Raw genomic sequence first — 26,532 nt, 5'->3', positions numbered from 1 at the left:
AAGGGGTTTGACCTGCGTATTGAAGTCCACCTTTTCCTCAAAGACACCGAAAAAGGAAGAAAGGAGCAATGCAACCACCACGGTCAGCCCGCCGACCGCTATGAGTTGAAGTTTCATGGTCAGGATTCAGGGTTATGATGCTTTCGACACCTTATAATGAGTCGATGCCGAAACCATGTAATCGACTGGAATACAAAATTTATAAAAAATTCGAAGGCGAACTACCGGCCGACGGTTTTTTTATTCAGACCACGGCTGGTTCCAGCAGCCGGATGGTGCCGGCTTCGGCGTCCATTTCGGCCTCCACACCCAGCGGAACCGTAAATTTGTGGGTGATGTGGCCGATCATGGCCCCGGCGTAGGCGGGTTTTTTCAGCGGAAGAATATGGTCCCGGAAAACGTCCTCCAGGGTGAGAGAGCCGTAACTGCCGCCGGGGTCGCAGTTCGTGCATTTCCCGAATATGAACCCGCTGATCTGATCAAGAACGCCCGCCAGTTTGAGCTGGGTAATCATCCGGTCCATCCGGTAAATATCCTCCCGGACGTCTTCCAGAAACAGCAGGCTGCCCCGCCAGTCGGGCAGGTATTTCGATCCCATCAGATGGCTCAGGACCGTCAGATTGCCGCCCAGCAGCCGGCCCCGGGCCTTTCCCGGATGCAGCGTACTGACCCGGTCCTCCACCTGGACGAGCAGGTCGCCCTTGTCGCGCGGGTTTTCCATCAGAACGGCCTGCCCGTCGATCAGCAACTGCCGCAGATAATTGACCGTGAAGGGGTTCCAGGTGGCCGACCCGACCGGCCCATGCATCGTCACGAGTCCGGTCTGGGCGTGGATGCCCAGCAGCAACGCCGTAATATCGCTGTACCCGACCAGGATTTTCGGATTTCTTCGGATGGCGGCATAGTCGAGCAGGGGCAGCAGGCGCGCGCATCCCCAGCCCCCGTGCATGGCCATGACGGCCTGGACGTTCCGATCGGCAAACATCTCGTTCAGGTCGGCGGCCCGGTCGGCGTCGGTTCCGGCCAGATAGCCGTAGCGGTCGAAGACGTGCCGGCCGATTTTTACCTTAAACCCCAGTGCCTGAAGTGATTCCACGCTGATCTGCACCTCTTCCCGATTGAAGGCGGGTGCGGCCGGCCCGACGAGGGCGATGGTGTCGCCGGTTTTCAGGCGGGGTGGCTTGAGCGGGGGCGTCGGCGAAGGGAGGGCGGGAACGACAGCGGCCGTCGCGGCAGCGGCCGGCAACGATTTCAGGAAGGTTCGGCGGGAAGGCATGGTCGAAAAACCGGTTATGGAGCCAAAATAACCAAAATACCGGAGGGTGAAAACAGCAGCGAGTAGCCCGAACCGGTAAAAAAGAAAATTACGACGCCGATAAAATTGACCGTTTTTTTGAGATTTGTATAAATTATGATGAAATAGGACGAAACGGGGTACGGCGTTGCATCCCGCCGTACGCTGAAGGCCGGTTTTTAAATTTTTAAAATATTTTAAAATACGTATTGGTGTTCCGGACAAGTATGCCGAATTTTGCGGCACCGCACGCATCATACTCTTACCAATCCTTATGATTTCGGAACCTTCCCTTCTCGAAAGCCAGTCGGGGCGCAAACCAGGTGAGCCGGTTCAGTCGGCCATTACGTACGAAAAAATACCGACGCACATCTACGCCGACGCCAAGGACGCTTCCCGGGCGGTGGCTCACGAAATTGCCGACCTGATCCGCGAAAAGCAAAAGGAGGGCAAACTTTGTGTTCTGGGGCTGGCCACCGGATCATCTCCGAAGACGGTATACGCCGAACTGATCCGGCTGCACCGGTCCGACGGCCTGAGTTTTCAGAACGTAGTCACCTTCAACCTCGACGAATATTACCCGATGGAACCGGACTCGCTGCAGAGTTACGTCCGGTTCATGAAGGAGCAGCTGTTCGACCACGTCGACATTCCGGAAGGCAACTATTTCCTTCCCGACGGAACGATCCCCTACGACCGGGTGGCGGATTTCTGCCGGGCCTACGAGGAGAAGGTCGCTTCCTACGGCGGGCTGGACTTCCAGCTGCTCGGCATCGGGGGTAATGGGCACATCGGTTTCAACGAACCGGGTTCGCTGATCAACTCGCACACCCGTCTGATGATGCTCGACCACTCGACGCGTGCGGCTGCCTCCATGGATTTCGGCGGGCTGGCGAAAGTACCCAAGAAAGCTATTACGATGGGTGTTTCCACCATCCTGAACGCCCGGCGAGTGGTGCTGCTGGCCTGGGGGGAACGCAAGGCGCCGGTGATCCGTGCCGCCGTCGAAGGAACCGTGACCGAGCAGGTGCCGGCTTCCTATCTGCAGACGCACCCCAACACGCTGTTCGTCATCGACACGGCGGCGGCCCACGAACTGACCCGGATGCGGTCGCCGTGGCTGGTCGATGCCGTCGAGTGGAACAACAGCATGATCAAGAAGGCGGTTACCTCGCTGTCGCGGACGCTCGGTAAACCCATCCTGAAACTGACCAACAAGGATTATAACGACAACGGGATGAGCGACCTGCTGGCGCAGGTGGGTCAGGCCTACGACCTGAACATCGACGTTTTCAACCAGTTACAGCATACGATTACGGGCTGGCCGGGCGGTAAGCCGAATGCCTCCGACACCAACCGTCCCGAGCGGGCGCTGCCGGCGAGCAAACGCTGCCTGATCTTCAGCCCCCACCCCGACGACGACATCATCTCGATGGGGGGGACCTTCCAGCGGCTCCACGACCAGGGCCACGAGGTCCATGTGGGCTACCAGACCTCCGGTAACATTGCCGTGGCCGACGACGAAGCCCTGCGGTTTGCGGATTACGTGGTGGATTTCAACGAGAAGTTCGGCATCGACAGCCCGGAAGCCACCCGGATTTTCCGCGACGCGGCCGACTTCCTGCGCGAGAAGAAAGACAGCGAAATGGATACGGAAGAGGTGCGGTACGTCAAGGGGCTGATCCGGAAAGGGGAAGCTAAGGCCACCTGCCGGTTTGTCGGTATCCCCGTCGAAAACGCCCACTTCCTGAACATGCCGTTCTACGAAACCGGGAAGGTGGAAAAGAAACCGCTGGGTGAGGAAGACATTCAGGTGGTGATGGACGTCATCGAGAAGATCAAACCGCACCAGATTTATGCAGCCGGCGACCTCGCCGACCCGCACGGAACGCACAAAGTTTGCCTCGACGCCGTCATGGAGGCCGTTCGCCGGCTGAAAGACCGCGATTTCATGAAAGACTGCTGGGTATGGCTCTACCGGGGCGCCTGGGCCGAGTGGGACATTCACGAGATCGAGATGGCGGTACCGATGTCGCCGGATCAGGTGATGCGCAAACGCCTTGGCATCTTCAAACACCAGTCGCAGAAAGACGGGGTGGTTTACCAGGGAACCGACGGCCGGGAATTCTGGCAGCGGGCCGAGGAACGCAACCGGGGCACGGCCGAACTGTACAACAGCCTGGGTCTGGCCGAGTACGAGGCCATGGAAGCCTTCGTTCGCTGGAAGTTCTGATCCGGATCAAACCGGTTTTCCATACGGGAAAAGCCGCCGGGATGCGACACCCCGGCGGCTTTTCTTTGCTTCTTGCCGTTCCGGGCCGGTTTTTATAGCTTTAGGCTTCTCTTCTGTTCCGTCCGATGCAAAAAACCGTTCCGGCCCGCACCGAATCCCCCAAAGCGAAGGGCACCGCCCGGCTGCTGTCCCTCGACGTGTTTCGGGGCGTTACGGTGGCGGCCATGATTCTGGTGAACAATCCGGGTGACTGGGGGCACGTTTACGCTCCGCTGCTGCACGCCAAATGGCACGGCTGGACACCCACCGACCTGATCTTTCCCTTCTTTCTGTTCATCGTCGGGGTGTCGATCTCGTATGCCCTCCGGAAAGACGGGAGTTCGGCCGGGAGGAACGTGACGGCAAAGATTGTCCGGCGGAGCCTGACGCTGTTCGCGCTGGGGCTGTTTCTGAACCTGTTTCCGCACTTTAATTTCGCCACCGTCCGCATCCCCGGAGTTCTTCAGCGGATTGCGCTGGTGTACCTGGCTTCGGCCCTGATTTATCTGTATACCGATACCCGGACCCAGATCCGCATCACGGCCGCGCTGCTGATCGGTTACTGGCTGCTGATGACGCTCGTGCCGGTCCCGGGCGTAGGTGCCCCCAGTCTGGAGCCGGAAACCAACCTCGGTGCCTGGCTCGACCGGACGCTGCTGAGCGGCCATCTGTGGGCTTCGGCCAAAGTCTGGGACCCGGAAGGGCTCCTGAGTACGGTGCCTGCCGTGGCCTCGGGGCTGATCGGCGTGCTGGCCGGAACGCTGCTGCGCAGCCCGCGCCCCGAGGCCGAAAAGGTGGCCCGGCTGTTTGTGGCCGGGTTTCTGCTCGCGGTCGGCTCCTACGTCTGGAACGGTTTTTTCCCGATCAACAAATCCCTCTGGACCAGCTCCTTCGTGCTGCTGACGGCCGGGCTGGCGATGGAGTTTCTGGCCCTCGCCTACTGGCTCGTCGACGTGCAGGGCTACCGGCGCTGGGCGCGGCCCTTCGTGGCGTTCGGCGTCAACGCCATCACGGTTTTCTTCCTGTCGGGGCTGATCCCGCGCATCCTGAACCTCATCCGGGTGCCGATGCCCGGCGGAGAGGAGGTGGGTGCGAAAGAGTGGATGTACCAAACGTTTTTCGTGCCGTATTTCGACAGCCCCTACACCGCTTCACTGGCCGGGGCGCTGACTTTCGTCCTGATCTGGGTCGGGATTCTGCTTTGGATGTATTCCCGGAAAATCATCATCAAGGTGTAAAAACGCCCCTCAGGCCGGGGCGGCCGGATGCCTTTGAACACGGCCCGCCGAACTGTCGGCGTCCTGCCGGTCTCCATTCGCTTTGTTCGGCAATTCGGTAAGAATACGTTGCGGATGCTACCATCCGGGCAACAACTTTGCCCCTTAGCACGTTACGACTATAGACCGGTCGCGGCAAACGACCGGTCATTCCCTCCTGACCCAGGCCCTACCCTAACTTTCTCTATGTGGTTACAACTACTTTTCCATCGATAGGGTCTTAGTAAAAATGGTATTAACGCAGTCGGGTAAATGGCCTGACCTGCAAGGGTTTAGAGACCTTTCAGGCACCGGCCCGCGGTAAAAGCAACGTGAATGAAAATAGTCAAGGAGTGCGATTCCTATTTAGCCCGGTTCATCATGGTGTCTTTTTTTATACCACACCGGCTTCAGTTACTCTCATTCATCGTAATCTGCCTCTTCTGGATCATCCGGGATACCTATAAAAGGCAGGGCGTTCGTTTCCGGCCTTACGGCTGGGCTCTTTTGCTGGGCAGCGTGTTTCTCCTGTATGCGGCCTGGCTGCCGTTCTCTCCCGACGAATTCCGGCAGAACCTGCTTTTCAAGCTGGAGAAGCGGGCGAGCCTCTTCATCATGCCGTTTGCACTTCTGTTTCTGAATCCGCAAACCCGGAAAACCCTCTCCCGTGAACTGATTTACTTTGTGTACGGCTGTCTGGGCGCCTGTCTGGTCGGTAATCTCTGCTATCTGCTGAAGTTCGGCCGGCATCCGGGCGGGCCGGACTCCCACGTGCAATACCGCCTGTATTTTGAGGAAATTCTCGACATTCACCCCACTTACATGGGGATTTATCTCTGCTTCTCGGCGGCCATTCTGCTCATGACGCCGGCCGGGGTGCCCTCGCTGAAGGGCTGGAAGCTGGGGGCCGTGCTGTTCCCCCTGTTCATTTTCCTGATGGCTCTCATGCCGAAAGCGCCCGTCATTGCGCTGGTGGTGGTGCTGGCCTATTACGGCTGGACGTTCCGGCTTCAGCGGAAAGTCTGGGCGCCCATCGTGGGGGTGCTGGTCCTGGCCGTGTCGGTCGCCTGCGTGTCCATTCCGTTCAGCGGCCAGCGAATCAGCGAGATCTCCTCACTGCTGCATCCCAGTGAAAACCCGGCTACCAATTCAATCCAGATGCGGCAGATGATCTGGGAAATCGACCTGCGGCTGCTGGCCGACCACTGGCTCACCGGCGTCGGCCCCTCGAATCTCGACCGGATGCTGGCGGCTCAGTATGAGCTGTATTCCCGGCTGTACAACTTCCCGTTCCAGACCTATAATACGCACAACGAATACCTGAACCTCTGGCTGTCGTTCGGCCTCTGCGGTCTGCTGCTGTTCCTGGCGGTGCTGACGGTGCAGTTCGTCCGGGCCATGCGGTGGCAAAACCGGCTGTATGTGAGTCTGCTGCTGATTCTCTCGATTACGTTCTTTACCGAGAATGTGCTGGCACGGCAGCAGGGTATCGTGTTCTACGCCTTTTTCTCCTCGCTGTTCTTCCTCAACGGTCTGTACCGGGAGCGGACTTCAGGCTTCGTAGAGTTCAAGCGGCAGCCCGTCCGGGTCCTCGAAGAAAGTGAACTGGCGGCCGGTGTGTAGATCGGTCCGGATCTCTTCCACGGCAACGCCCCGCGCTTCCAGAGCGGCTTTGGCGGCCGCCACGTCGGCTACGGCGAAGGCCAGGTGACGCAGGCCGGCGGCTTCCGGGCGCGACGGACGCTGGGGCGGATCGGGAAAGGAGAACAGTTCGATGACGTATTGTCCGTTCACGGCCAGGTCCAGCTTGTACGACCGGCGCTCTTCCCGGTAAATCTCCTGAACGACCTCCAGCCCCAGAATTTCGGTGTAAAACCGTTTGGAACGTTCATAATCCGAGCAGATGACGGCAATGTGATGAATCCGGCTGAGTTGAAGCATGACGAAGGGGTTAAGCGGCTCAAAGGTACGCTTTGAAACCGCATCTTGCTAAACTCGGCGGCCGGTATCATCTTTAGGGCATGATGTCCAGACTTCTTTACGCCCTGCTCGCTCTGTCGGCAGTGGCGGTTCTCTCCCCCGGTTTTCTTGCCGTCCGAAAAACCGCCAGGTCGGCCGACGGCCGACCCAACATCGTGCTGATCGTGGCCGACGACCACGGCCGGGAAGCGGTGGGCTGTTACGGCAACCCCGTCGTAAAAACCCCTCATATTGATCAGCTGGCTGCGGAGGGCACCCGGTTTACGAACGCCTTCTGCACCACGGCGAGCTGCAGCCCGAGCCGGTCGGTGCTGCTGACGGGGCTGCATAACCACGCCAACGGGATGTACGGGCTGGAGCATCAGCAGCATCATTACCGCTCCTTCGATACGGTGCGGTCGCTGCCCGTGCTGCTCGAACAGGCCGGATACCGGACCGCCCGGATCGGCAAGTTTCACGTCGCCCCCGAGTCGGTGTACCGGTTTCAGCGGGTGCTTCAGGCCGGGGGCGTCAACAACCCGGGGTCCATCGGCCGCAGCCCCGTCTCGATGGCCGACCTCTGCTATCCGCTTTTTGAAGAGGCTTCCGACCGGCCGTTCTTCCTGTATTACGCCACCGACGACCCGCACCGCAGCAATACCGTCGGACTCGACGGCTCTCCGATCTTTGACGGGGCCAAACCCAATGCCTTCGGTAACCGGCCGGGCGGGTATCCGCAGGTGCATGAGGAGTATTATCAGCCGTTTCAGGTGAAAGTGCCGTCCTGGTTGCCGGACACGCGGGCCGCCCGGGCCGAACTGGCACAATACTATCAGTCGGTCAGCCGGCTGGATCAGGGCGTCGGGCGGCTGATCGAGCAGCTGAAGGCCACCGGCAAGTACGACAACACGCTGATCATCTACCTGTCGGACAACGGCGCCCCGTTTCCCGGGTCCAAGACGACCCTCTACGAGCCGGGGATGCGGCTGCCCTGCCTCGTCAAGCTGCCGAAACCGCAAAAGCCGGGTTTCGTGCAGGATGCGATGATTTCCTGGGCCGACATCACCCCAACCCTGCTGGACTTCGCCGGGGTAACGATCCAGGGCGGGCGTTTTCACGGACGGTCGTTCAAAGCCGTGGTGGAACAGGAGGGCGTCAGGGGCTGGGACGAGGTATTCGGCTCCCACACGGCGCACGAGGTGACGATGTACTACCCGATGCGGGCGGTGCGGGAACGGCAATATAAACTGATCTGGAACCTCGCTCACGGGCTGCCTTTTCCGATGGCGCTCGACCTGTACCGGTCCTACACCTGGCAGGAGGTTCTGCGATCCGGAACGAAGTCTTTCGGCAAACGCACCGTCGACGCGTATCGGCACCGCCCCCGCTTCGAGCTCTACGACCTGAAAGCCGACCCCGACGAAACCCGCAACCTGGCCGCCGACCCCCGCTACGCCGGCGAACTCAAACGCCTGCAAGCCAAACTGAAGCAGTTTCAGCAGAACACGAAGGATTTATGGATCAGCAAGTGGGAGTTTGAGTAGTACAGGTATGCCAGAGATCATTTACCACCTCATTTTCATGCAGAATACAATGATCAGGAGGGCTTAATCTCCATTGAAAGCGGAGAGATAATCAAGGGCGAACTCCCCACAAAACAAAAGCGTTTAGCCCAGGCATGGGTAGAGCTTCATCGTGATGAATTATTGGAGAACTATCATCTTTTACGGCAGGAAATCGGCAGCTTTCATATAATAAAACCTCTTGAATAATGCTTTCTCGCGTTAAACAGATTCTTTCGGTAGAGCTTTATGAAGTTACCTGTTTATGGAATACGGGGGAAGTGAGAGCGATTGACCTTCAATCTATTATAGCTACTTCAAAGCCGCAGAGCCAGATTTCGAAGTTACAGGATGCTGCGGTTTTTAATCAGGTGAAAACCGACGGAAGGACCCTTTACTGGGATGACCTTCTGGTGATGATCGATTATGACGGCAGCCGTCGGCCGGCCCCTCTTGATCTGGACCCGGATGTCCTGTATCAGCAAAGTCGGCTGGTGGGCCGGGCTTGAGAGCAGCATTTCAGCCCACACCGAGCAGGGCTCTCAGCGTCAGGGCGTTCCGGACGGCGTTGCCTCCGCCGTCGTTGTTGAAGTAGACGTAGACCTCGCGGCCGGATGCCTGCCATTCCCGGATGCGGTCGGCCCACCAGCGCAGGTCCTCGTCGGAATAGGAGCCGCCGTAGAGGTGCTGCGTGTCGGGTCCGTGCATCCGGACGTATACAAACGGGGCCGTAGCCCGCAGAATGCAGGGCAGGTTGGCACCGCTCATGATGCAGTAGGCCGCCCCGTAGCGTTCGAGCAGGGAGAAAATGGCTTCGGTATGCCAGGTCGGATGCCGGAATTCGACGGTTACCTGCATCCAGGGCGGCACCTGACTGAGAAAATACTCCAGCCGGCCGTAGTCACAGGCCAGGTGGGGCGTCAGCTGCACCAGCAGGATGGCCCGTTTTTCGCCCAGCGTATGCCAGCACGTTTTGATGCGTTCCAGCCATTGTTCAGGCGCATACAGCTTTTTGGCATGGGTCAGACCGCGGGGCGCCTTGACGGTGAGCCGGAATTCTTCCGGCAGCCGCTCCCGCCAGCCCGCAAACGTCGACTCCTTCGGCCAGCGGTAGAAACTGCTGTTCAGTTCGACGGTCCGGAACTGCTGAATATAATACCCCAGCCGCTTCGAAACCGGGGTGGGAAATGGATACAAAACGCCCTGCCAGTGGTCGTAACTCCAGCCCGACGTACCGATGTGGATGCTCATAACGATGCGCCTGATCGCTTCAGACGTATACTCAACCCGCCATTTCCCGCTTTGTTTGCGCCGGTAAGCTACTGCTGATACACCCGGACGTAATCCACTTCGAATCGGGCCGGGAAGGCCGTGGCCGACGGATCACCGCCGTTCTGCCCGCCGACGGCCAGATTCAGCAGAAGGTAGTGGGGCTGACGAAACGGGTTTTTGCCGGAGCCGTCGGCGTTGACGGTCTTGCTCAGGTCGACCGTGTTCAGCAGCCGGTCGTCGACATACAGCCGGATGAAATCCTTATCCCAGTCCATGCGCCAGACGTGGAATTTCTCCGACCATTCCGCATCGTTGAAGGAGGAGAGGGGTGTTTTGGTGGTACTCCAGGCCGCCGTCCATTTTTTCTCCGTCCCCCAGGCCGCATTGGCGAGCAACATGCCCCGGTAATACTCCATGATGTCGATTTCACCGTTCGAGGGCCACTCGCCTTCGACGCCCAGCGTCCAGAAGGCGGGCCAAATTCCGGCCCGGGTGTCGATTCGCCCGCGCATCTCGAAGCGACCGTACTGCCACTGGTGCAGATCCCGCGTCAGCAGGCTGGCGGCCGTGTAGTCGATGAACTCCCGGCTGGTTTTCCAGTGGGTGCTGTTCGGCTGGTAGTCGGGGTTGGGCCGGCGTTCCCGGCGGCTTTCGATAATGAGCAGGCCGCCGGCGCAGCGGGCATTGTCGGGCTGGTACCACTGCAATTCCTCATTCCGGACAAAACCCCTTTCAAACCGCCAGTTCTTCGGGTCGGGCGGACCGTCGGTGTCGAACTCATCGGCCCAGACGAGTTTCCAGTCGGCGGCCGGCCGCACGGCCCTCGGGATTCCGACGGCCATCGTCCAGCAGATCAGCGAAAAAAGAAAGGGCATGGCAGGAAGGGGGATCGTTCTGCCGCGAAGGTACGGATTTAACCGCAGCGCCCGCCATCCCGTCAGCGGGTTTTGATCACGTTCAGCCGGTCGAGCAGGGCCTTGCGGCTTCCGGTCGGAATGGGGATTTTGTGATGTTTCAGGATAATCTCCTCCGAATCGATCCGGTCGATAAAGTCCAGGTTGATCACCAGCGAGCGGGAAAGTCGGTAAAAGTTGTCCGGAAGGTGGCGGGCGAGATACCCCAGATTCATGGTCAGGCTCGTCAGCTTCTGGTCGGCCTTCATCTTGGGATAAATTCGGGAAAGGCCTTCCTGGGTCAGGTACAACCGGGAATAATTGCGTTCCGCTTCGATGAAAATGATATCCGACTTCGACAGCCGGACGTAGGTTTTGCCGAGCAGCAGGAAGAGGTGGTCGGGCTGCCTGACTTTGGCCGGCAGGTTTCCCGTATAGAAGTTGTGAATGGCCAGGTCGATCTGGAGCGGCAGTTCCGACAGGCGGAACGGCTTGACGAGATAGGCGGCCGGGTTGGTTTCCTTGGCCCGGTTAAAGGTATCCGGTTCCGAGTGGGCCGTTAGGTAGATGATCGGTATCCATTTGTGTCTGAGTAGGTTGCGGGCGGTGGCAATGCCGTCCACGGGGCCGTCCAGCGTAATGTCGATCAGGGCCAGATCCGGTGATTCGCGCTTCATGAGCTCCACGGCTTCGTCGTGGTTTCTGGCAATTCCGCCGACGACATAGCCGGCATCCAGCAGACTTTCTTCAATGTCAATGGCCGTAATCATTTCATCTTCCACGATCAGGATACGGAGGGGGTCCATCGGAGGTCGGGTTATGGTTTGAATAAAAGGGTGAAAGCCGTTCCGTTCCTGTTGCTGAAGGCATAGGTTCCGTTAAGCTGGCGGACCTGAATGTCGATCAGCCGCATCCCGAACGTATCTGCGCGGCTCCGCGGAGAAAGGCCGGGGCCGTTGTCGGAAAGGCCGATCCGGATGCGGTCGCCCGAAGTCTCACCCACCAGCGCGAGGGCAGGCGAGGGGTGATCGGCGAAGGCGTATTTACAGGCGTTGGTAACCAGTTCGTTGACGATCAGCCCCAGCGGCAGGGCCTTGTCGGCGTGCAGCCAGAGCGGCTCCAGATGATAGGTAGGCCGGAGGTCGTTGAGACCGTATGCTTCCAGGACCCCTTCGACGAGCTGGGGCAGAAAGGTCGTCAGATCGGTCTCGACCAGCCGTTCTCCGTCATACAGCCGCTGGTGCAGCAGGGCCATGGCCTGCACGCGCAGCCGGCTTTCCCCGACGGCCCGTTTCGCCACTTCGTCGGACAGGCGGTTCGATTGCAGACTCAGCAGCCCCGAAACCACCTGGAGGTTATTCTTGACCCGGTGATTCTGCTCCTGGACGAGTTCGGCATTCCTCCGGCTGATCCGGCGGTTTCGGCGGTTCAGCCGGAAGAAGACCAGACTCATGCCGGCCGTGATCGCGAACAGGGCCGACACTGCGACCGTCAGCCGGCGCTGGGTGCGCAGGGTTTCAGCGTGCAGGTTCAGTTCGCGTTGCTGGGTCCTGAGCCGGGCTTCCTTCTTCTCGTTTTCGTACTCCATGCTCAGCCGGGCAATGGCCCCTTCCCGGTCGGCCCGGGCGGTCTGATACTCCAGCCCCTGGGCCTTTTCGAGGTGATTCAGCGCCCGGCGCCAGTCGCCGGTCTGTTTGTAACTCTCTGCATAAAGCCGTTCGATCTCCCGAAGCTGGATCAGGTCGCCCACCTGGTGGCGTTCGTTCACTTCCCGCGCCTTTTTCAGCGACCGGAGGGCCTGGCCGGGCTGGTGGAGCGTCTGATACACCCCGGCGATCTGGCGGTGGACTTCGATCATCCCGTAGGCATCCTTTTCCCGGGTAAAAAGTTGCAGCGCCCGGTTCAGGTAGTCAAGGGCCCGCCGGTTGTCGCTCATCCGGTACGCATCGCTGATGCAGTTGTAAATCAGAGCGATGTCGCGGGGCTGGTGGAGCGTCAGCGCCATCGTCTCGGCCTTGTGGAAATAATACAGGGCACTGTCCGGCGACACCCCGGCCCGCGGCCGACCGTTCCGGAAAAGGAGCATATGAATCCCCCCAAGAAGGTTATAGGACGACATCAGGCCGTGGGCGGATTGGACGTGGCGGTGATTCTCCAGTGCCCGCCGGACATACACCAGGGCGTCCTGAGCGTGTCCGAGCCGAACCTGATCTTCCGCGAGCCGGAGGTAGGTCTTCCCGATCCCTTCCGAAAAGCCGAGCGGCTCCCGGATGCGCAGCGACCGAAAATACCAGCGCTGGGCGGTGAGAACATCCCTGAGCGCACTGTACCGTTTCCCCAGGAGGTAACAGGCTTCCGCTACCCGGAGCGAATCCCCGCTCCGGAGGGCATCCCGGTATTCGGCCCGGGTTTTTTCGAGCTTCAGATAAAGCTTTGCGGTCAGGGGGGCGGCAGAGCGGGCCGGCGGAGGCTCCTGCGCCCGGGCCTCACCCCCCGACAGCCGGCAGCCCAGAAGCAAAACGGGCCAGAAGTTGACGAAGCGGGGAAAGGCCGGGAACATAGGGTTTGGTGGGCAGAGGGTTACCGGTAAAAATAACAAAAAGGAAGTTGAGTATCCGGTTCACCCGATCAGGGAAACATCAGGTTTGTGAAGAAAAAACCGGGCTTGGTGGAGGCAGAGGCAGAAGGCCTGGACGGAACACCGATATTTGAAAGTTAGCTCCGACTATTTCCACCTCTTCTTATACTTTCCTTTCTCCCTGCGATTTTACCACCCCCCATCCCCCCTCCTTACCAAGGAGGGGGAGTGCTCTTCCAGTTTTACAACCCTGCGAAGCCGCCCCCTCCTTACCAAGGAGGGGGATGGGGGTGGTTTTCCTGGGCCGGGGGTGAATCACCATCGGCCCGCACGCGATCCGGTGATTTCGGCCGAAGAAGCATTCCTTTTCCCTAAGATAAATAAGGAGTAACATCTTAAGTCTGAATTCTTTACTTTTATCAGACCTGAACGCTTCGGCAACGCTTTCCCACCCGAAACCCTCACCCGACTCCATGAAAAACGTCTGCGCTTTGTTTTTCCTGCAGGGTTGCCTGGCCCTTTCCGGTACGGCGACCGGCCAGGACCGGCTCTACGGCAAATCCTTCGCGACCCGCTCCGTCGTCATGGCGCAGAACGGGATGGCCTGCACGTCTCACCCGCTTTCGACCCAGACGGCCATCGAGGTGCTGCGGGCGGGCGGCAATGCCATCGATGCCGCCATTGCCGCCAATGCGATGGAGGGGGTGGTGGAGCCGCACGTCAACGGCATCGGTGGCGACCTGTTCGCCATTGTCTGGGAGGCCAAAACGAAGAAGCTGTACGGCCTCAACGGCTCCGGACGCTCACCGTATAGCCTGACCCTGGCCGAGTTCCAGAAACGGGGCCTGAAACACATTCCTTCCTATGGCCCGCTGCCGGTTTCGGTACCGGGCTGTGTGGACGCCTGGTTCGAACTGCACAAACGGTTCGGCAAGCTGTCGATGACCCGGATTCTGTCCGGCGCCGTCCGTTACGCCCGCGACGGCTACCCGGTCCACGACGAAGCGGCCCGGTCGTGGGAGGGGATGGTAAGCCGGTTTTCGGAGTATCCGAATGTAAAAGCCGTCTATGCCCCCAACGGGCAGGCGCCGAAACGGGGTGAGGTGTTCCGCAATCCGGCGTTGGCCAGCACCCTGGAGCGAATCGCCCGGGAGGGCCGCGACGTCTTTTATAAAGGCGACATGGCCCGCACCATCGACGCCTTCATGAAAAAAGCGGGCGGTTACCTCACCTACCGGGACCTGGCCGAACATACCTCCGAATGGGTGGAACCGGTTTCCACGCGCTACCGGGGCTACGACGTCTGGGAGCTGCCGCCCAACGGCCAGGGCCTTTCGGTGCTTCAGATGCTGAACCTCCTCGAAGGCTATGATTTCTCAAAAATCGCCTGGGGCAGTCCCGAACACATTCATCTGTTCGTGGAAGCCAAAAAACTGGCGTACGAAGACCGGGCCCGGTATTATGCCGACCCGGCTTTCGTCAAAATTCCTCTGAAGGAACTGGTTTCCAAGAGCTACGCCGACGAACGGCGCAAGCTCATCGACCCGAACCGGGCCGCCGTCAAAGTCGATGCCGGGGCGTTCAACGTGGCCCTCAAGGACGGCGACACCATCTACCTGACCGTGGCCGACAGCGAGGGCAACATGGTTTCGCTGATCCAGAGCAATTTCCGCGGCTTCGGGTCGGGCATGGTGCCCGACGGGCTGGGCTTCATGTTTCAGGACCGGGGCGAACTCTTCAGCCTGACCGAAGGCCAGAACAATACCTACGCACCCCACAAACGGCCGTTCCATACCATCATCCCGGCCTTCGTCACGAAAGACGGACAACCCTTTATGAGCTTCGGCGTCATGGGCGGCAGTTTTCAGCCCCTCGGGCACGTCCAGATCATCATGAACGTGGTCGATTTCGGTATGAACCCGCAGGAAGCCGGCGACGCGCCCCGCATCGACCACCTCGGTTCCTCCGAGCCGACCGGGGAGCGGATGGAAGGCCCGGGCGAGATCACGCTGGAATCGGGCTATTCCTATGAAACCATCCGCGCACTGATGGGCAAAGGTCATAAGATCGGCTACGGTCTGGGCAGTTACGGCGGCTATCAGTGCATTCTGTACGATGCCGCGAACCGCGTCTATCACGGTGCCAGCGAATCCCGGAAGGACGGGCAGGCCGCCGGCTATTAGCGAGTACACAAGCCCGATGAGGCAGATTCAATTCAGGTCCCACGCTTTAAACCCATCATTCCATGAGCAGGATCTTTAAAATTTTCGCAACCGGAAGTGAGCAGGAGGAAGTCGCGAGAAGATACCGCGTGATCGAGCGGTACGAAGGCTTCGTTCTGACGGAAGTGCCTGACGAAACCGCCCGGGAAGTCCCGGAACGGTACCTTGCCGAAGACCTGACGGATCAGTATACCATCCGGGCCGGCCGCCGGACCATCGACACGGACATTCCCCGGCTGGACCTGAACGGCATCGCGCGGGCTCATCCGGCCTACGAGGGCCGCGACGACCGGCCGCTGCCGAAGGGCGACCACCACTTTCTGGTCCAGTTCATCGGCCCCGTCAAGAAGGAATGGCTGACGGCCGTCCGGAAGAAAGGGGCCGAACCGCGCGAGCCGTACGGCGACTTCACGTATGTGGTCCGGACGGCGGAAGAAAATCTGGCGGAACTGGCCGCATTGCCCTTCGTCCGCTGGACCGGCCACCTGCCGTATGAAGCCCGGCTGGATGATTCCGTTTTCCGGGGCCTCGACCGCCCGGCCGGCGACGTCTCCTCCGTTCTGCCCCGCACCCGGATCATGCCGGGGGTGTATACCGTTGAGTTTTTCGGACCGGACGACGTCAGGAATGCCGTACCGGCCATCAAGAAGCTGGGACTGAACGTCCTGGTCGAAGAGCCGGAGGGGAAACTGCTGGTCGTGCAGGCCCGGAAAGGGCAGGCGATTAGTTCCGAACAGATCGACCGCCTTTCCGAAATTCACGGCGTCCGGAAAATTCGCGAGCGGGCCATCAACCGCCCCAGCAACGACGTCGCGGCCGGTTTCATGGGAACGGCCCAGGCCCTGAGTGCCACCGCTCTGAACCTGAGCGGGGCGGGGGAGATCATCGGCATCTGTGATACCGGCCTGGATACCGGCGACCGGAACCGCATCAACCGTGACTTCGCGCAGCGCGTAAAAACCATAAAAAGTTACCCCATCACCTCCGAGTTCGACCCATACATCACCAATCCGAACGGCGACGACGGAGGGGCCGATTTCGACAGCGGCCACGGCACCCATGTGGCCGGTTCGGTGCTGGGCGACGGCACCAATTCCGTCGGGCTGGCCGGTCTGGCGGGGTCGGTTCGTGGGCTTGCCTACAAGGCGAGGCTGGTTTTTCAGGCGGTGGAGCAGGAGTTGAAGTGGAAGAATCCCGCTTTTGCCCAGCAATACGGCCGGTATCTGCTGGCCGGTATTCCGGCGGATCTGAAAGGGTTGTTCCGGTTTGCCTACCAGCAGGGCGCCCGCATCCACTCCAATTCGTGGGGCGGGGGCAACCCCGGCGAGTACGATGAGCAGTGCCGGCAGCTGGACGAGTTTGCCTGGGAGAAAAAAGACTTCTGCGTGCTGGTGGCCGCCGGCAACGACGGCACCGACAACGACGGCGACGGGAAGATCAACCCCATGAGCGTCACCTCGCCCGCGACGGCCAAAAACTGCATCACGGTGGGCGCCTGCGAAAACCGGCGGCCCAATTTCAACGCCAGCCACTACGGCGACTGGTGGCCGCAGGATTATCCCGTGCCGCCCATCAGCAACGACCCCATGGCCGACAACCCCGAACAGGTGGTGGCCTTCAGCAGTCGCGGACCGACGCAGGACAACCGGATTAAACCGGAGGTGGTGGCGCCGGGCACCTTCATTCTGTCGACGCGCTCGTCGATGATTGCCATCAACAATACCGCCTGGGCGGCTTTTCCGCCGAGCCGTCAGTATTTTTTTATGGGCGGCACCAGCATGGCAACCCCGCTGGCGGCCGGGGCGGTGGCCCTGATCCGGGAGTTTCTGCGGAAGAAGAGGGCAATAACCCGCCCGACGGCGGCCCTGCTGAAAGCCGCCCTGATTACCGGCGCCACCCGGCTCCCCGACATCGAGCCGGACGCGGTGGCCGATAACCACCAGGGTTACGGCCGGGTGAACCTCGATGCCGTTCTGTCTCCGCCCTTTCCGGCGGTGGCCCGGTTTCGGGAGGTGAAACGGGGACTCACTACCGGGCGGCTCTATACGGAAACCGTCGACGTCAAATCCGATACCGTGCCGCTACGGGTGGTGCTGGCCTATACCGACTACCCGGGTACGGCCCTAATCAATAATCTGAACCTGATTCTGACGGCTCCGGACGGACGCAAGTGGGTCGGCAACCAGAAAGTGAACGGGCCGCTCACCTTCGATTCGACCAATAATGTGGAGGTGGTTCAGGTGCTGGTGCCGGTTTCGGGCAGCTGGAAGATCGAGGTGATCGGCTCCAACATCCCGCAGGGGCCCCAGCCGTTCGCCCTGGTGTCCGTCGGCCATTTCTGATCGCCCGTCCGATCTGATTAAAAAGGAGCAAAAAGCCGCCCCTGACTTCCAGGGGCGGCTTATTAACGTATTTCGTCTGGCAAATCAAAGAAAACAATTGAAGTTTTCCGCTTCAATTTGCAGGATGGCGGTTTGCGGTTTCTTCCAATAGTTCTAAAAAAGAGGGCTATTAAAAGGCAGATGGCAGTGATAGTACAATTTTTTTCAAAAAAAAAGTAGATTTCCTCAATTATGAAGTTTGTCTTTATCTAAGAATATCCTAATTTTGTATCCGGGTTGAGCGAATCGCTTAAACGCAATTCTTCCCTTCAACTCTTTCCCCGTTCTTCCGGGTCATTCATCTCGCCGTAACGCCATAAAGGTCGAATTTTAACCGGTTTGACCACTTTTTCAGACGACTGATTTTAAAATCCGTTTATCGCTCATTTTATCATTCTGTTGTTCAGTATCCGTGCGTATGTTGTTTATGTCAGCCCAGTTTCCTACTAATCCCTTGGATTTACTTAAGAGTTTTCCTCAGTTCGATGACATTTCGGATGCCCTTTATCGCCGGGAGTCCATCGACAAACGGACCGGAGAGCGTTACAGCATTCTTCGTCTGGAAAAGAAACGGTATTGCGTATTGCCCTCCGATGCGGCCCGTTCGCTCGAAGGAGAGGGTTTCTACATCGCGGTTCGGTAAAGAGCGGGAGCGTTCTCCGGATTATTTTCTCAGCAGATTGTATTCTTCCAGAAATTCGCCGAAGACGCCGGCCGGGACTTCCGGTTCGGCGGCCAGCCGGAACCGGGCCTGATCGATGGCCTGAAGCCGCAGCTGGTAATGGTAGAGCGCTTCCGTATCGGCCTGCGGATATTCACCCATGACGATCATGGAAGCGGTATAATGGCGCGCCAACTGCGCTAAAATTTCCTGTATACTGCTCTGGGGAGCTTGTTCATGAAGGTTCATACTCAAGGACATAAAGAGATTATGAATCTATAACCCCAAAAGCCGGGCAAAAAGTTTTCTTTGGTTTGGGTTAGAGTCCCCAACGTCTTACCTTGCCGGAATGAAGAAGCAAATCCGGGAAATCCGGTATTTTCTATTCGGTCAGCATTTTTCGGATGGATTACGGATTACTCTCGCCATCCTGATTCCCTCCGTTGTTTTGGCCCGCTTCGGGCAGTTTGAAACCGGGCTTTCCATCTCGCTCGGTGCCCTCTGGGTGAGCATTACCGACGCGCCGGGCCCACTGGTTCATAAGCGGAACGGAATGCTCTACGGCAATCTCATCATCACACTCGTGGTCCTGACAACCGGTTTTGCCCGGCTGAACGGCTGGGTGCTGGGGGCCGAAATTCTGCTTTTCAGCTTCTTCTTTTCCATGTTCGGCGTCTACGGGAACCGCGCTACGGCGGTCGGGACGGCGGCCCTGCTGGCGATGATCCTGATGATGGACCGTCCGCTCGAACCGGCCGGGGTGGGGCGGTTTGCCGGGGCGGTAGCCTTCGGCGGTCTCTGGTATACGGCCATCAGCCTGACCTTTTTCCGGATTCGTCCGTACCGGGCCGCCCAGCAGGCGCTGGGGGAGTGCGTCCACGCCATCGCCCAGTTTCTTCTCATCAAGGCTGAATTTTACAGTACGCGAACCGATCTGGAGGAAGACTACCGCAAGCTGGTCGCCCAGCAGGTGATCGTGAACGAGAAGCAGGACGCCGTGCGCGAAACCCTGTTCAAAAGCCGTCAGGTGGTAAAGGAGACGACCCAGACCGGCCGCCTGCTCGTGCTGACGTTTGTCGACATCGTCGATCTCTACGAGCAGATCGTTTCGATGTATTACGACTACGCCGAAATCCGCCGGCGCTTCGGGGCCACCGGGATTCTCGACGAGGTCTCCCGGCTGGTCCGGCGGCTCGCCGTGGAAATGGATTATCTGGGCCTGGCGATCCATTCGAACCGGCCCTATCGTCGTCACGACGACCTCGGTGAATCGCTGGAACAGCTGAAAATGAACATCGATCGCATCGACCGCAATTTCGTGCTGAAGAAAATCCTGATCAGCCTCCGGAATCTGAACCAGCGCCTGAACGACATCCGGACCTATTCCTCCACCAGCCTGGCCAAACGGCACGGCCGCTTCGAGGATCTGGAAATTTCGCGGTTTGTTTCCCATCAGGAGATCGACCCGAAACTTCTTTTGAACAGCCTGACGCTCAGTTCTTCCATTTTCAGGCACTCGCTCCGTGTCACCATCGCCTGTCTGGTCGGTTATGTGGTGACCCAGCTGACGCCCTACCTGCATCATAGTTACTGGATCATTCTGACGGTGACGGTCATCCTGAAACCGGGGTATAGCCTGACCAAGGAACGCAACTACGGCCGGATCGTGGGGACGGTGGCGGGCGGTCTGATCGGGGTCGGCCTGCTGGCGCTGATTCCCAGCCAGAACGTGCTGTTCGGCATCATGGTGGTTTTCATGGTCGGGGCCTACAGCTTCCAGCGGACCAACTACATCGTCATGGTGGTTCTGATGACGCCCTTCATTCTCATTCTGTTCAACTTTCTCGGCCTCGGGGGCTTCAGCGTGGCCGAGGAGCGCATTCTCGACACCCTGATCGGTTCGGTGATCGCCTTTGCGGCCAGCAACCTGTTTCCCAGCTGGGAGTCGCAGCAGGTGCAGGGTTTCATCAGCGCCCTCCTGGCGGCCAACGAAAACTACCTCCGGAAACTGACCGACAGCCTGAGCGGAAAGCCGGTTTCCCTGACCGACTATAAACTGGCCCGCAAGGAGGTGTACGTCAGTTCGGCGAACCTGTCGGCGGCTTTTCAGCGGATGACCTCCGAACCGCAGAGCAAACAGAAGCACCGCAACGAAATCAACCAGTTTCTGGTACTGAACCACATTCTGTCTTCCAACATCGCCACCATCGCTTCGGAGCGGATCAAGGCCGACCACCCGCCCGCCTATCCGCCCGAGATGCTCAAGCCCCTTCGGCGATCGCTGGCCGTATTGACCGAAAGCTTGAAAAAGGCCGATCCGGCGGCCCTGAAACCGGTTCCGGAAGTTGTATCCGCAGAACCGGCCGTGGCCGACCGGCTGGAATCGACACCGGAAGACCGGCTGCTGAAAGGCCAGTTGGACTTTATTCAGAAAATCAGTCAGGACATCCGGAAGCTGGCGGACGTGATCATGTCCTGAAACCAATCGGGAGTAACTTCCATGAGAAGGGTAAAAAAGATAGCAGGCCGGCTGCTGCTGGCGGTTCTGGGCATCGTTGCGGTGTTCGTTGCGTACATCGGGCTGTACAGCCCCGGAACCACCGCCCCCATCGAAGACGAAAGGGGCCGTCCGCTGCCCCGGAGCATCGCCCGCCTGCAGCCGGTTTCGATCAACGGTACCGAACAGTGGCTGCTGATGCGCGGGCAGGACAGCACCAGACCGGTATTGCTTTTTCTGCACGGCGGCCCGGGTCTGCCCGAGCTGTCGCTGCTGGTCGGGCATGAACTGGAGAAACGCTTCGTCGTGGTGAACTGGGAGCAGCGGGGCGCCGGCAAGTCGTACGACCGCGCCGTGTTCGGACCATCGTTTCGGGTGGAAACCTTCGTGGAGGATGCCGTGCAGGTGAGCCGCTGGCTGAGCCGGCATTTCCGGCAGCCGAAGATCTACCTCATGGCCCATTCCTGGGGAACGTTTCTCGGAGTGCTGACTGTGCAGAAGCGTCCGGAACTGTTTCGGGCCTATTTCAGCATCAGCCAGATTGCCCGGCAGCTCGAAGCCGAACAGATTTCCTACGACTGGGTGCTGGCCCAGGCCCGCCTTCACGAAGACGCCGGGCAGGTCCGCAAGCTGCTGACGCAGGGCCGCCCGCCCTACCCGCCCGACGCCTGGCTCGACTACCTGATGTGGCAGCGGGAGCTGGTGGCCGACTACCACGGCGGTATGTATCGGGGGGATTTTTATCCGCTTTTCATCCGGAGCCTGCTGCTTTGCCGCGAATATACCCTGCGGGACAAGGTCTGCTACGGTTTCGGGGCGATGGAAACCGTCCGGCGTTTATGGCCTGCCGTGGTCGATATCGATCTCTTTCGAACCGCCCCGGCGCTGCAGGTTCCTTATTACCTGTTTCAGGGCGTTCACGACTACCAGACGCCGTATCCTATTGCCCGGGCCTACTACTATCACCTGAAAGCACCGAAGAAAGAACTGATTACGTTTCAGAACTCCGCCCACAGCCCCATTTTCGAAGAACCGGAGCGATTCATGCAGGCCATCGATCGGATTCTGGCGGCCGACTCAACAAAAGCCTCTCGAAATTAGTACTATTAGGAGTTTTATTTATCCTAATCGACTATGGCTGACTCCGTTTCTCTGGCCGGCCCGACCAACCGCCGGCATCCGGTCGGGATGCTCGTCGGGGCCGGGCTGCTGGCGGGCGTGCTGGATGCACTGGCCGCTGTGGTTTTCGTTGTGCTTTCGGGCCGCTCCAATCCGGTTCGACTGTTTCAGTTCATCGCCAGTGGCGTCTTCGGTCCGGCGGCTTTCGAGGGCGGGGGGCTGATGGTTTTCTGCGGGCTGGTGTTTCACTTTCTGATCGCCTTCGCCTGGACGTTGTTCTTCTATTTTCTGTATCCCCGCGTCCGGTTCATCTCCCGGAATATCGCTTTGACGATTGTTCTGTACGGTCTGTTTATCTGGGTCATCATGAACCGGGTAGTGCTGCCTCTCTCCAATACGCCGGAGGTCCCCTTCCGGATTCTTCAGGCCGGAATCGGCATGCTGATTCTTATTTTCTTCGTCAGTCTCCCCATCGTATTCCTGGTCCATCGGTATTACGACAAGCGCTGATCCACCGGCGTGGGCCGTCCCTCTTTTTCACCTTTCAAGGAGTCCCGAATCCATTCATACGAAGCTCGTTTGACTACTTGGTATAGCATAGTACCTTTGAATCAACAACAACGACCAATGAACAAAGAAACTAACAATAAAGCCATGACAACGAAACAATTGCACCGCATTCCTTCCGAATCCGTCTTAGGTGGCGTAGCCGCCGGTCTGGCCGATTACTTCGGCATCGACAAGGTGCTGGTTCGGGTGATTTTCATCCTGCTCGTTTTCGCACCGATCCCCTTCCCTGTGGTGCTGGTGTACTTCATCCTGTGGATCGTGATGCCGAAAGGGGAGCGTTTTCTGCCGGCCCAACCCACGAAACAGCAGGTATAAACGATTGATTATTTGATGAAACTGGTTTTTTTAAAAGGCGGACCGCTCGGTCCGCTTTTTTTGTGTCCGCAGACTATTCCGCACTCAGGTTCAGGATTTCGTTGATGAGCCAGCGATTGTTCCGGCGGACCAGCCGGAATTCATAATTCTCCAGCAGGGTACACTGCACCGTCGCCCGGTCGGCCCGAACGGTCACCTTGTCGATCCGTAAACGATTCAGGTTCTTCATCTGGACGTCCGCATTCTGGCTCAGCAGCACCAGATCATATTCAAACCCGGTGGGCGGGCCTTCTTTCTGCGGATTCAGCTCGAAGCCCTTCTGGCGATCCCGGAAATACGTGCGCCATTCGTTCAGGTAGGCGTCGGTGAGGTGGCCGCTGTTTTTGAGCAGGGCGAGATATTTTTCACCGTTCCGGAAATTCACCGAATAGTTCTTTCCGGCCGGCTGATCGACCAGGATAATCCGGCCGGCCGAATCGAGGTGGCTGCTGTACCACTGCAGAAACCGGACAACGGTCCGGCCGGCCGCCTGACGGTCCGGGGTGCCGGCCCGGGTCGGGGCCGGCTTCGGTGACGTCATGCTTGTTGCGGCCGGAAAGCCGAAGCCGGCCGTCGACAGGCTGATCAACAGCCCATAGAGAAAACTTTTCATTATTTTTTTGCCGGCAGAGCTTCGAGTTTGTTTCGGAAGGCGGTGAACTCGACCGGGGTTTCCCCGGATTCCGCGTATAACTCGGCATGTCTTTTCAGGGTGGCCTCCAGTTCCCGGCCTTTTGAAACGTCCCGGGCCGGATCGGCGCCGTGTTCCAGCAGGAGTAGTCCCAGGGCCCACAGCTGTTCGTGGGCGGCATACAACAGGGGGGTATAATTTGCCTTCCAGTTGTGTCCGTAATTCGGCACCCGGGCGTTCGGGTCCGCTCCGTGTTCCAGCAGCAGCTTCACCTTTTCCAGCCGGTCGACGTCGTACTCCATCACTTTAAAAAGGATGGGTTCCGACTCGTAGGGAGTCGTGTTGGCGTCGGCGCCATGATCCAGAAACCACTTCAGGAGCGTGACCGATCCGGTCGAACAGATCTGATGGTGCGTGGGCGTATGGACGCTGTCCGGCCCCTGGAGGGTGGCTCCCTTTTTCATCAGCAGCTCCATGCATTGCAGGATTTGCGGAGAGTCGGCCTTTTCCATGGCGGCAAAGGCGGCAAAATCAAGGAGCGTGGTGCCCTGGTTCCCGCATTCATTGAGCTGCGGAACCGGCTGATTGAGAAGGGTCTGAAGCCGTTCCGTATCTCCGGCCGCGACGGCGGCCGCGATTTCCCGGCGCTGCGGGTCTTCGAAGAAGAACGACCCGTTCGACCGGGCGACGGCGTCCTGCTGCTGGCCGCTCAGCACAAAATAATGCTGCATCCGGCCCGCCACCATGCCCAGGGCCGGAAGTGCCAGAATGACCAGTGCCGTTATGCGCGTACCCCGATAAGGAAGGAAGTTCAGGACAATCAATACAGCGAGAACAATCGCTCCGAGAAACACAAATCCGGATTCCATGCCCCGGCCGGCCGCATCATTGCCCGGACGGCCGATGCCGGTGAAGGAAAAAAGCAGGAAAAGACCGTATAGCCCGATGAGTACCCAGTTGGTAACGAAGACGATTTTCATGCCACAAAGGTGACTCCGGGCCGGAAAAGACGCCAGATGGAGTTAACAACCGGCGGGTTCGGGTAAATAAGTAACGTTTCCAATAGGTTGGTTACTTATAAGTGGAAATTGATAGCCGGATTTGCTATCTTGACTTGACTTCCAATCCCTTACCTGAAGATATGAATCGATTTATTCCGTTCGCAGCCTTTTTGCTTTTGGCAATTACCGGTTGGAGCGCTCCTGTGCCCCGCTCGGCCGAAGCGCAGATCCGGGCGACCCTGGATTCCACCTCGGTCGGCTGGAACAAAGGCAACCTGCCGCAATACCTGAGCGCCTATATTCCGGAAGCTACCGAAATGGGGCCGAACGGGCCGCGGGGCGGGGTCGAGGTGATCGAAAATACCATGCGGAACGGCTTCTGGAAAACCGGCCGGCCGCTCCAGACCCTCCGCTACGACCACGTCGCCGTGCGGATGCTGGGGAAGAAAGCCGCTCTCGTGACGGGGCAGTTCGTGCTGACCGGCGGAGGCAAACCCGACCGGACCGGCTGGTTCACCACCGTCTGGACCCGCACCCGGAAAGGCTGGCGGATGATCCATGACCATTCATAGGGCAGGCCGGAGGATCGCCCGTTTCCGAACCGTTGAAACCTCCGAAAACAAAGCTACAGAAAGCCGGTTGTAATCAGTATTTCCCTAAACCGTTGGCAAACCGCACCTTATAGCCAAAAAGCAGTCGAGTTCTCTAACCCTGATTACGTTATGAAGCATTTTTTCACTCTCCTGCTGGCGGTATGTGCCGTTGCCGGCCGCGCCAACTCCATCCTGATCCCGATGGACGACAAACAGGTCAATCACCTGAAGGCTTACGGGATCGCCTACCACATTCTGAAGCAGGACCAGGAAGTCGAGTGGCTGCTGAATTACCGCGGGGGCAGTTTCATGATTAAGGAAACGTCGGCGGCCGCCACCGAATGCCGGGTTCGCGGGGTTTCCTTCGAGGTCATATCCGACGCGTCGGCGGCCTCCATCCGCAAGGAAATCTCCAATCCCGACCTCAACATGGACGTCGTGAAACTGGTGACGGCGGCTAAAATCGTGGTGTACTCCCCGATCAAGGTCAGCCCGTCCGAGTTTGAAAATACCGACGCGGTGCTGCTGGTGCTGAATTATGCCGAAATACCGTATGAAGTCGTGTATGACGCCGAAATCCTGAAGGGCGATCTGGTCAAATACGACTGGCTCCACCTGCACCACGAGGATTTTACCGGCCAGTATGGACGCAACACGCGCCGGATGTCGCCCGAAGACGTGAAGGCCCAGGAAGATATTGCCCGAAAATTCGGCTATCCGAAAGTGTCGAACATGAAGCTGGCCGTCGCCAAAAAGATCCGGGATTTCTGCGCCGGGGGCGGCTACCTGTTCGCCATGTGTTCGGGGGCCGAAACCTTCGACATCGCGCTGGCGGCCGAGGGCGTCGACATCGTAGGCGGCACCTACGACGGCGACGGCATCGACCCGAACGCCCAGTCGAAGCTGGATTTCGGCAAAACCGTTGCCTTTCAGAACTTTACGCTCGAACTCGACAACGGCTACGGCGGTATGTCGTTCTCCGACATCAACAGCTCGGCAGGTCGGTTCGGCGGCTGGGACCAGCCGACCGGCTATTTCAGCCTGTTCAACTTTTCGGCCAAGTGGGATGTGATTCCGGCCATGCTCGTGCAGAACCACGAGTCGATCATCAAGGAGTTTCACGGCCAGACGACGGCTTTCCGGAAAAGCACCGTTAAACCGAACGTGCTCGTGATGGGTACCAGCCAGTCGTCCGACCGCTACATCTACGGCGAACTGGCCAATGGGCAGTGGACGTTCTACGGCGGCCACGACCCCGAGAGCGTCCGGGGTGGGGGCTGGAAGATGGCCACCGACCTGAACCTGCACCCCAATTCGCCGGGGTATCGCCTGATTCTCAACAATGTGCTGTTCCCGTCGGCCAAAAAGAAGAAACGGAAGACCTGATCGAAGAAAGCCCCGGCAAAACCGGGGCTTT

At 58.9% G+C, this 26,532-nt stretch carries 23 protein-coding genes and 1 pseudogene; 15 read left to right on the top strand and 9 right to left on the bottom strand.

The window, feature by feature from the left end:
* Nucleotides 1-244: 244 nt before the first annotated feature.
* Nucleotides 245-1,276 carry a S66 peptidase family protein gene (locus DX909_RS25455; RefSeq protein ID WP_128548059.1) on the bottom strand — a complete coding sequence of 344 codons (1,032 nt, stop codon included), beginning with the start codon at nucleotides 1,274-1,276 and terminating at the stop codon, nucleotides 245-247.
* A gap of 292 nt (nucleotides 1,277-1,568) precedes the next feature.
* Between DX909_RS25455 and nagB the strand changes: the two genes are divergently transcribed.
* From nagB to DX909_RS25440, 3 genes are all read left to right on the top strand, one after another.
* Entirely contained in the window at nucleotides 1,569-3,527 is a 1,959-nt protein-coding gene (gene nagB, locus DX909_RS25450; protein ID WP_128548058.1) for a glucosamine-6-phosphate deaminase, read from the top strand.
* 125 nt (nucleotides 3,528-3,652) lie between these two features.
* Complete coding sequence (locus DX909_RS25445; protein WP_128548057.1) at nucleotides 3,653-4,804, top strand: acyltransferase family protein; 1,152 nt, start codon at nucleotides 3,653-3,655, stop codon at nucleotides 4,802-4,804.
* Between the two features lie 354 nt (nucleotides 4,805-5,158).
* Entirely contained in the window at nucleotides 5,159-6,445 is a 1,287-nt protein-coding gene (locus DX909_RS25440; RefSeq protein WP_128548056.1) for an O-antigen ligase family protein, read from the top strand.
* Here DX909_RS25440 and gloA2 read toward each other — a convergent pair.
* Nucleotides 6,374-6,763: an SMU1112c/YaeR family gloxylase I-like metalloprotein gene (gene gloA2, locus DX909_RS25435; RefSeq protein ID WP_128548055.1), complete on the bottom strand. Its 390-nt coding sequence runs from the start codon at nucleotides 6,761-6,763 to the stop codon at nucleotides 6,374-6,376. The genes DX909_RS25440 and gloA2 overlap by 72 nt on opposite strands.
* Nucleotides 6,764-6,843: 80 nt before the next feature.
* Between gloA2 and DX909_RS25430 the strand changes: the two genes are divergently transcribed.
* The 3 genes and pseudogenes from DX909_RS25430 (at nucleotide 6,844) to DX909_RS25420 (ending at nucleotide 8,852) form a co-directional block, all read left to right on the top strand.
* On the top strand, nucleotides 6,844-8,325 hold the full coding sequence (locus tag DX909_RS25430; protein ID WP_206513049.1) for a sulfatase family protein: 1,482 nt from the start codon (nucleotides 6,844-6,846) through the stop codon (nucleotides 8,323-8,325).
* Nucleotides 8,326-8,343: 18 nt separating this feature from the next.
* A pseudogene (locus DX909_RS25425) lies at nucleotides 8,344-8,553 on the top strand (DUF4160 domain-containing protein); the annotation flags it as partial.
* Complete coding sequence (locus DX909_RS25420; protein WP_128548054.1) at nucleotides 8,553-8,852, top strand: DUF2442 domain-containing protein; 300 nt, start codon at nucleotides 8,553-8,555, stop codon at nucleotides 8,850-8,852. The pseudogene DX909_RS25425 and the gene DX909_RS25420, both read left to right, overlap by 1 nt.
* Nucleotides 8,853-8,862: 10 nt before the next feature.
* On the opposite strand, the gene DX909_RS25415 is transcribed toward DX909_RS25420, so the two are convergent.
* From DX909_RS25415 to DX909_RS25400, 4 genes are all read right to left on the bottom strand, one after another.
* Nucleotides 8,863-9,594 carry a DUF72 domain-containing protein gene (locus DX909_RS25415; RefSeq protein WP_128548053.1) on the bottom strand — a complete coding sequence of 244 codons (732 nt, stop codon included), beginning with the start codon at nucleotides 9,592-9,594 and terminating at the stop codon, nucleotides 8,863-8,865.
* A 68-nt stretch (nucleotides 9,595-9,662) separates the two neighbouring features.
* On the bottom strand, nucleotides 9,663-10,457 hold the full coding sequence (locus tag DX909_RS25410) for a glycoside hydrolase family 16 protein (protein WP_229311188.1): 795 nt from the start codon (nucleotides 10,455-10,457) through the stop codon (nucleotides 9,663-9,665).
* Between the two features lie 95 nt (nucleotides 10,458-10,552).
* Nucleotides 10,553-11,314 (bottom strand): response regulator, encoded by a 762-nt coding sequence (locus DX909_RS25405; RefSeq protein WP_128548051.1) that lies wholly within the window; start codon nucleotides 11,312-11,314, stop codon nucleotides 10,553-10,555.
* Nucleotides 11,315-11,325: 11 nt separating this feature from the next.
* Complete coding sequence (locus DX909_RS25400) at nucleotides 11,326-13,068, bottom strand: sensor histidine kinase (RefSeq protein ID WP_128548050.1); 1,743 nt, start codon at nucleotides 13,066-13,068, stop codon at nucleotides 11,326-11,328.
* A 491-nt stretch (nucleotides 13,069-13,559) separates the two neighbouring features.
* Here DX909_RS25400 and ggt point away from each other — a divergent pair, with 491 nt between their 5' ends.
* From ggt to DX909_RS25385, 3 genes are all read left to right on the top strand, one after another.
* Nucleotides 13,560-15,269: a gamma-glutamyltransferase gene (gene ggt, locus DX909_RS25395; protein WP_128548049.1), complete on the top strand. Its 1,710-nt coding sequence runs from the start codon at nucleotides 13,560-13,562 to the stop codon at nucleotides 15,267-15,269.
* 62 nt (nucleotides 15,270-15,331) lie between these two features.
* The gene (locus DX909_RS25390) at nucleotides 15,332-17,650 is read left to right on the top strand and encodes a S8 family serine peptidase (RefSeq protein WP_128548048.1); all 2,319 of its coding nucleotides are present in this window, start codon (nucleotides 15,332-15,334) and stop codon (nucleotides 17,648-17,650) included.
* A gap of 493 nt (nucleotides 17,651-18,143) precedes the next feature.
* Entirely contained in the window at nucleotides 18,144-18,332 is a 189-nt protein-coding gene (locus DX909_RS25385) for a hypothetical protein (RefSeq protein WP_128548047.1), read from the top strand.
* Between the two features lie 21 nt (nucleotides 18,333-18,353).
* Here the strand turns inward: DX909_RS25385 and DX909_RS25380 are convergent, their stop codons facing one another.
* The gene (locus tag DX909_RS25380; protein WP_128548046.1) at nucleotides 18,354-18,599 is read right to left on the bottom strand and encodes a hypothetical protein; all 246 of its coding nucleotides are present in this window, start codon (nucleotides 18,597-18,599) and stop codon (nucleotides 18,354-18,356) included.
* A 100-nt stretch (nucleotides 18,600-18,699) separates the two neighbouring features.
* On the opposite strand from DX909_RS25380, the gene DX909_RS25375 reads away from it, so the two are divergent.
* From DX909_RS25375 to DX909_RS25360, 4 genes are all read left to right on the top strand, one after another.
* The gene (locus DX909_RS25375; RefSeq protein WP_128548045.1) at nucleotides 18,700-20,829 is read left to right on the top strand and encodes an FUSC family protein; all 2,130 of its coding nucleotides are present in this window, start codon (nucleotides 18,700-18,702) and stop codon (nucleotides 20,827-20,829) included.
* A 21-nt stretch (nucleotides 20,830-20,850) separates the two neighbouring features.
* Nucleotides 20,851-21,948: an alpha/beta fold hydrolase gene (locus DX909_RS25370; protein ID WP_128548044.1), complete on the top strand. Its 1,098-nt coding sequence runs from the start codon at nucleotides 20,851-20,853 to the stop codon at nucleotides 21,946-21,948.
* 33 nt (nucleotides 21,949-21,981) lie between these two features.
* Complete coding sequence (locus DX909_RS25365) at nucleotides 21,982-22,476, top strand: hypothetical protein (protein WP_128548043.1); 495 nt, start codon at nucleotides 21,982-21,984, stop codon at nucleotides 22,474-22,476.
* A 117-nt stretch (nucleotides 22,477-22,593) separates the two neighbouring features.
* The gene (locus DX909_RS25360; protein WP_229311185.1) at nucleotides 22,594-22,851 is read left to right on the top strand and encodes a PspC domain-containing protein; all 258 of its coding nucleotides are present in this window, start codon (nucleotides 22,594-22,596) and stop codon (nucleotides 22,849-22,851) included.
* A 73-nt stretch (nucleotides 22,852-22,924) separates the two neighbouring features.
* On the opposite strand, the gene DX909_RS25355 is transcribed toward DX909_RS25360, so the two are convergent.
* Both DX909_RS25355 and DX909_RS25350 read right to left on the bottom strand, forming a co-directional pair.
* Nucleotides 22,925-23,503: a hypothetical protein gene (locus DX909_RS25355; RefSeq protein WP_229311184.1), complete on the bottom strand. Its 579-nt coding sequence runs from the start codon at nucleotides 23,501-23,503 to the stop codon at nucleotides 22,925-22,927.
* The gene (locus DX909_RS25350; RefSeq protein WP_128548042.1) at nucleotides 23,503-24,501 is read right to left on the bottom strand and encodes an ankyrin repeat domain-containing protein; all 999 of its coding nucleotides are present in this window, start codon (nucleotides 24,499-24,501) and stop codon (nucleotides 23,503-23,505) included. Before DX909_RS25350 ends, DX909_RS25355 begins: the two co-directional genes overlap by 1 nt.
* 161 nt (nucleotides 24,502-24,662) lie before the next feature.
* Here DX909_RS25350 and DX909_RS25345 point away from each other — a divergent pair, with 161 nt between their 5' ends.
* The gene (locus DX909_RS25345; RefSeq protein WP_128548041.1) at nucleotides 24,663-25,094 is read left to right on the top strand and encodes a YybH family protein; all 432 of its coding nucleotides are present in this window, start codon (nucleotides 24,663-24,665) and stop codon (nucleotides 25,092-25,094) included.
* Nucleotides 25,095-25,244: 150 nt separating this feature from the next.
* A complete protein-coding gene (locus DX909_RS25340; protein WP_128548040.1) occupies nucleotides 25,245-26,501 on the top strand; it encodes an asparagine synthetase B in 1,257 nt (418 codons plus the stop codon).
* The last annotated feature ends 31 nt before the right edge of the window (nucleotides 26,502-26,532 follow it).

Origin of the sequence: Larkinella soli (genome assembly GCF_003703975.1) — a bacterium.
Classification (GTDB): domain Bacteria; phylum Bacteroidota; class Bacteroidia; order Cytophagales; family Spirosomataceae; genus Larkinella; species Larkinella soli.
This window is presented reverse-complemented; position numbering and strand designations above follow the sequence as displayed.

What these genes read in the sequence shown, in the direction of transcription:
- DX909_RS25455 (WP_128548059.1), bottom strand. Translation starts at nt 1,276, where the DNA reads ATGCCTTCCCGCCGAACCTTCCTGAAATCGTTGCCGGCCGCTGCCGCG.
- nagB (WP_128548058.1), top strand. Translation starts at nt 1,569, where the DNA reads ATGATTTCGGAACCTTCCCTTCTCGAAAGCCAGTCGGGGCGCAAACCA.
- DX909_RS25445 (WP_128548057.1), top strand. Translation starts at nt 3,653, where the DNA reads ATGCAAAAAACCGTTCCGGCCCGCACCGAATCCCCCAAAGCGAAGGGC.
- DX909_RS25440 (WP_128548056.1), top strand. Translation starts at nt 5,159, where the DNA reads ATGAAAATAGTCAAGGAGTGCGATTCCTATTTAGCCCGGTTCATCATG.
- gloA2 (WP_128548055.1), bottom strand. Translation starts at nt 6,763, where the DNA reads ATGCTTCAACTCAGCCGGATTCATCACATTGCCGTCATCTGCTCGGAT.
- DX909_RS25430 (WP_206513049.1), top strand. Translation starts at nt 6,844, where the DNA reads ATGATGTCCAGACTTCTTTACGCCCTGCTCGCTCTGTCGGCAGTGGCG.
- DX909_RS25420 (WP_128548054.1), top strand. Translation starts at nt 8,553, where the DNA reads ATGCTTTCTCGCGTTAAACAGATTCTTTCGGTAGAGCTTTATGAAGTT.
- DX909_RS25415 (WP_128548053.1), bottom strand. Translation starts at nt 9,594, where the DNA reads ATGAGCATCCACATCGGTACGTCGGGCTGGAGTTACGACCACTGGCAG.
- DX909_RS25410 (WP_229311188.1), bottom strand. Translation starts at nt 10,457, where the DNA reads ATGGCCGTCGGAATCCCGAGGGCCGTGCGGCCGGCCGCCGACTGGAAA.
- DX909_RS25405 (WP_128548051.1), bottom strand. Translation starts at nt 11,314, where the DNA reads ATGGACCCCCTCCGTATCCTGATCGTGGAAGATGAAATGATTACGGCC.
- DX909_RS25400 (WP_128548050.1), bottom strand. Translation starts at nt 13,068, where the DNA reads ATGTTCCCGGCCTTTCCCCGCTTCGTCAACTTCTGGCCCGTTTTGCTT.
- ggt (WP_128548049.1), top strand. Translation starts at nt 13,560, where the DNA reads ATGAAAAACGTCTGCGCTTTGTTTTTCCTGCAGGGTTGCCTGGCCCTT.
- DX909_RS25390 (WP_128548048.1), top strand. Translation starts at nt 15,332, where the DNA reads ATGAGCAGGATCTTTAAAATTTTCGCAACCGGAAGTGAGCAGGAGGAA.
- DX909_RS25380 (WP_128548046.1), bottom strand. Translation starts at nt 18,599, where the DNA reads ATGAACCTTCATGAACAAGCTCCCCAGAGCAGTATACAGGAAATTTTA.
- DX909_RS25375 (WP_128548045.1), top strand. Translation starts at nt 18,700, where the DNA reads ATGAAGAAGCAAATCCGGGAAATCCGGTATTTTCTATTCGGTCAGCAT.
- DX909_RS25370 (WP_128548044.1), top strand. Translation starts at nt 20,851, where the DNA reads ATGAGAAGGGTAAAAAAGATAGCAGGCCGGCTGCTGCTGGCGGTTCTG.
- DX909_RS25365 (WP_128548043.1), top strand. Translation starts at nt 21,982, where the DNA reads ATGGCTGACTCCGTTTCTCTGGCCGGCCCGACCAACCGCCGGCATCCG.
- DX909_RS25360 (WP_229311185.1), top strand. Translation starts at nt 22,594, where the DNA reads ATGAACAAAGAAACTAACAATAAAGCCATGACAACGAAACAATTGCAC.
- DX909_RS25355 (WP_229311184.1), bottom strand. Translation starts at nt 23,503, where the DNA reads ATGAAAAGTTTTCTCTATGGGCTGTTGATCAGCCTGTCGACGGCCGGC.
- DX909_RS25350 (WP_128548042.1), bottom strand. Translation starts at nt 24,501, where the DNA reads ATGAAAATCGTCTTCGTTACCAACTGGGTACTCATCGGGCTATACGGT.
- DX909_RS25345 (WP_128548041.1), top strand. Translation starts at nt 24,663, where the DNA reads ATGAATCGATTTATTCCGTTCGCAGCCTTTTTGCTTTTGGCAATTACC.
- DX909_RS25340 (WP_128548040.1), top strand. Translation starts at nt 25,245, where the DNA reads ATGAAGCATTTTTTCACTCTCCTGCTGGCGGTATGTGCCGTTGCCGGC.